Annotated in this window: 1 protein-coding gene; it reads right to left on the reverse strand. The window is 72.7% G+C overall.

Translation table 11 applies throughout. The features are described 5' to 3' along the window. Positions 1-256: phosphoglycerate dehydrogenase (locus L6Q96_23645; protein ID MCK6557539.1), on the reverse strand; the 256-nt coding region annotated here is incomplete at both ends.

Genomic DNA, 256 nt, shown 5'->3' on the forward strand with positions numbered 1-256 from the left:
GACAGGATCTCGGGCGACACCGAGGGGACGTTGACGCCGTTGCGGATCTCGCCGTTCACGAGGTAGTCACGGACCTGCTCGACCACCTGGATCGCGACGTTGAGCTGGGCCTGCTCGGTGGAGGCGCCGAGGTGCGGCGTGCAGATCACGCGCGGGTGGGCCACCAGCGGGTCCTGCGGGGCCGGCGGCTCGGTCACGAAGACGTCGAGCGCGGCGCCGCCCACCTGGCCGCTCTCGAGCGCCGCCAGCAGCGCCT

Source organism: Candidatus Binatia bacterium, assembly GCA_023150935.1.
In the GTDB taxonomy this organism is placed as follows: Bacteria; Desulfobacterota; Binatia; order HRBIN30; family HRBIN30; genus JAKLJW01.